2 protein-coding genes are annotated in these 4,050 nt (G+C 70.2%); one reads left to right on the forward strand and one right to left on the reverse strand.

Going from position 1 to position 4,050, the window contains the following annotated elements; translation table 11 throughout:
• Positions 1 to 256 precede the first annotated feature (256 nt).
• On the reverse strand, positions 257 to 904 hold the full coding sequence (locus tag ACFPZL_RS10840) for a TMEM175 family protein (RefSeq protein WP_218116476.1): 648 nt from the start codon (positions 902 to 904) through the stop codon (positions 257 to 259).
• 187 nt (positions 905 to 1,091) lie between these two features.
• Here ACFPZL_RS10840 and ACFPZL_RS10845 point away from each other — a divergent pair, with 187 nt between their 5' ends.
• Positions 1,092 to 3,881, forward strand: a complete 2,790-nt coding sequence (locus ACFPZL_RS10845; RefSeq protein WP_218115622.1) for a DEAD/DEAH box helicase — start codon at positions 1,092 to 1,094, stop codon at positions 3,879 to 3,881.
• The last annotated feature ends 169 nt before the right edge of the window (positions 3,882 to 4,050 follow it).

Here is a 4,050-nt window from a genome sequence, read left to right on the forward strand (position 1 = left end):
ATGACGAATTCGCTCTGGCATACCGAGAATGGCTCGAAACAAGCGCGCCTACAAGTTGACAAATATAGGAGCATCATCGACCCGCCGCTGACATCGATCCGGCGTGGACGCTTATCCGGCGCGGTCCGATCCGGCTCGGACGCTGATCCGGCTCGGACGCTGATCCGGCGCGGCCCGATCCGGAACGAGCCCTGCCGGTGTCGTCTCCGGCGGCTCGGCTCTGCTGACTCGGCTCTGCTGATTCGGCTCTGCCGATTCAGCTCCGGCGGCTCACGCCGAGCATGCGCGAGAAGAGCGCCTGGGCGAGCGGACTCGCCAGCATGACCAGCATGGAGTAGTAGCCGACCGCGGGGAAGAGCAGCGTGATCGCGAGAGCGACCGCGAAGAGCACGGCCATCGCGAGGTCCTCGGCCATGCCCTCCCGCAGCGCGCGGTGCGGGACCTCGTGCAGGTCCGGGTGGCGCTGCAGGTAAACCCGGATCGCCAGCGAGAGCAGAGCCGTCACGCTCATGCTGCCGATGTAGAGGAGCTTCGCGATCGGATCGGTCGCCGACATCAGGCCGGAGATCGCGGTCGCGACCGGCAGCCAGACGATCGAGAGCATCCAGGCGGCCAGCAGCCAGAGCAGCCGGTCCGTGACGCGCTCGACCGCGGAGAAGAGCCGGTGGTGGCTCAGCCAGAACATGGCGATGATGACGAAGCTCAGCCCGAAGCTCACGAGCTGGGCGGAGTGGTCGCCGATCCAGGTGATCGCGTCCTCGCCCTCGGCGGCGACGTCGCCGACGCTCTCCATCAGGGGGAGGATCAGCAGGGTCATCGCGATGGCGACGACCGCGTCGACGAACGCCTTGGGGCGCTCGGCCGCGTATCCGCGGATCTGCTTCTGGTCGCTCGGCTCTGACACGGTTCAGATGCTAACAGTCCGGCGACGCGCAGTTGCTCGGTTGTGCGGGGTGCGGCACGATCCAACCCCGCACAACCGAGCAACTGCGCCAGAGGGGGGAAGGAGGGGCACGGGGTGCGGGGTGCGGGGCAAGGGGGCACGGGCAAGGCGGGCGGGGGCGCGGGTTGCGGAAGCTAGGCTGGGGGTTATGAGCCTGGGCGCGATCCTCGATGCACGCGAAGGATCGACTCCTCCGGGTACGACGCCCGAGGCCGATGAGCTGTTCGAGCGCTTCGAGGCGTGGGTCTCCGACGAGAAGGGCCTGGCGCTGTACCCGGCGCAGGAGGAGGCGCTGCTGGGCCTCGCGCTCGGCTCGAACGTGATCCTCGCGACGCCCACCGGCACGGGCAAGTCGCTCGTCGCCCAGGGCGCGCACTTCTTCGCCGCCGCCGAGGGGCGCCGCACCGTCTACACGGCTCCGATCAAGGCGCTCGTCAGCGAGAAGTTCTTCGACCTCGTCTCGGTGTTCGGCGCCGAGCGGGTCGGCATGGTCACGGGCGACACGAGCATCAACCCCGACGCGCCGATCCTCTGCTGCACGGCCGAGATCCTCGCGAACCTGGCGCTGCGCGACGGCGCGGTGGACGCCGAAGCCGGCGGCATCACGCAGGTCGTGATGGACGAGTTCCACTTCTACGCGGAACCCGACCGGGGCTGGGCGTGGCAGGTCCCGCTGCTGCTGATGAACAACGCGCAGTTCCTGCTGATGTCGGCCACGCTCGGCGACGTCACGGAGCTCGCGAAGGATCTGAGCCGCCGAACCGGCCGCGACACCGCCCTCGTCACCCACGCCGAGCGCCCGGTTCCGCTCCACTACGCCTACGAGGTGCGAGCCGCGCACGAGGTGGTCGAGCTGCTCCTCGCCGAGGGCGGCACGCCCGCCTATCTCGTGCATTTCAATCAGTCGCATGCGGTCGAGCAGGCGCAGGCGCTCGCCTCGATCCGGCTGCTGAGCCGCGAGCAGCGCGACGAGATCGCCGACGCGCTCGGCGACTTCCGCTTCTCGACCGGATTCGGTACGACGCTCTCGCGGCTCGTGCGCAGCGGCATCGGCGTGCACCACGCCGGCATGCTGCCCCGCTACCGGCGCCTCGTCGAGCAGCTCGCCCAGCGCGGCCTGCTGCGCGTCATCAGCGGCACCGACACGCTCGGGGTCGGGATCAACGTGCCGATCCGCACCGTCGTGATCACGGCGCTCACCAAGTTCGACGGCCAGAAGATGCGGCGCCTGAGCGCCCGCGAGTTCCACCAGATCGCCGGCCGCGCCGGCCGCGCGGGGTACGACACCGAGGGCGACGTGATCGCGCTCGCCCCGGAGCACGAGGTCGAGAACGCGCGCGCCTCCGCCAAGGTCGAGGCGGCTCGAGCGGCGGGCAAGAAGGTCGGCAAGGGTCCGAAGAAGAAGTCGGCACCCCAGGGGTTCGTCGCCTGGAACGAGCAGACGCTCGAGCGCCTGGTCGCGAGCGAGCCGGAACCGCTCGTGAGCCGGATGCGGATCACGCACGCGATGGTGCTCGGGGTGATCGGGCGCTCGTCGCCCGATCATGCGGGTACAGCCGGGCGCTCGTCGCCCGATCCGATGAGCGCAGCCGGCAGAGGATCGGGCGCCGGGGGAGGATCCTTCGCGGAGCCCCGCACCGAACAGCACCGCGGCCAGCGGGCGAGCGAGATCCTGCGCGTCATGCGCACGTTGATCTTCGACAGCCACGAACCGCGAGCGGTCCAGTTCGCGCACGCCCGAACGGCGATCGAGATCTTCCGCACGTTGCGCAACGGGGGGATAGTCGAGATCCTGCCGGACCCCGAACGCGCCGGCACCGCAGCCGTGCCGGGGGAGGATCCCGGGGACCCGATCCTCCGTCTCACCGTCGAGCTGCAGGCCAACTTCGCCCTCAACCAGCCGCTCTCGCCGTTCGCGCTCGCCGCCATCGAGCTGCTCGATCCCGAATCGCCCGAGTACCCCCTCGACGTGATCTCGGTGATCGAGTCGACGCTCGAGGATCCGCGGTCGATCCTGCGTGCGCAGGAGCACCGGGCGCGCGGCGAGGCCGTCGCCGCGATGAAGGCCGAGGGGATCGAGTACGACCAGCGCATGGAGCTGCTGGAGGAGGTGACGCATCCGCAGCCGCTGAAGGAGCTGCTGAGCGAGGCCTTCGACGCCTACACGCGGGAGGTGCCCTGGGCGCGCGACTACGAGCTGCGGCCGAAGTCGGTGGTGCGCGACATGATCGAGCGGGCATTCGGCTTCCGCGATCTGGTGTCGTTCTACCAGCTCGGTCGGGCCGAAGGATCGGTGCTGCGCTACCTCAGCGATGCGTTCCGGGCGATCGAGCGCACCGTTCCCGAGCAGGCGAAGACCCCCGAGCTGGCCGAGCTGATCGACTGGCTGGGGGAGCTCGTGCGGCAGATCGATTCGAGCCTGCTCGACGAGTGGACTGCGCTGACCGTGCCCGCGCAGGACGCCGAGGCCTATCGCACGGCGCGCGAACTGCTCGGGTTGGATCCGGACCCGGATCCGGGTGCCGCAGCGGACGCGGCCCTGAACCTCGCGCCGCCGACCCGGTCGGTGCTGACGAACGAGCGCGCGTTCACCGTCATGGTGCGCAACGCGATCTTCCTCCGCGTGCGGGCGGCAGCGTTCGATCGCCTCGAAGAGCTCACCGAGCTCGACGCGCCGCACGGTTTCGGCGAGGATCGCTGGAGCGGCGCCCTCGACGCCTACTTCGCCGAGTACGACTCGATGGGCACGGGCGCCGAGGCTCGATCCGCATCGCTCTTGAGCCTCGAGAAGGGTGCGGGCGTGTGGCGGTTCCGGCAGGTGCTCGACGACCCGGCGGCGGACCATGACTGGGCGCTCGAAGGCGTCGTCGACCTCGCCGCCTCGGAGGAGGCGGCCGAGCCGGTGATCCGCGTCGAGCGCGTGGGGACGTTCGGGTAGAACGGCCCGGCCGGATCGGACCGCGGCACGGGACGCGTGCCCGAGTGCCCGGCAGTGCGTCACCCGGTGCACGCCCGGCGGTACGGCGCTACCAGGCAGTGTGGAGCTGGTGCTACCCGGCGTCGTAGGCGTCGCCGAGCAGGGTCAGCGCCCGGTCCCGCGCGATGCC

The organism is Leucobacter soli, from assembly GCF_042659205.1.
Taxonomy (GTDB): Bacteria; Actinomycetota; Actinomycetes; order Actinomycetales; family Microbacteriaceae; genus Leucobacter; species Leucobacter soli.

What these genes read in the sequence shown, in the direction of transcription:
- ACFPZL_RS10845 (WP_218115622.1), top strand. Translation starts at nt 1,092, where the DNA reads ATGAGCCTGGGCGCGATCCTCGATGCACGCGAAGGATCGACTCCTCCG.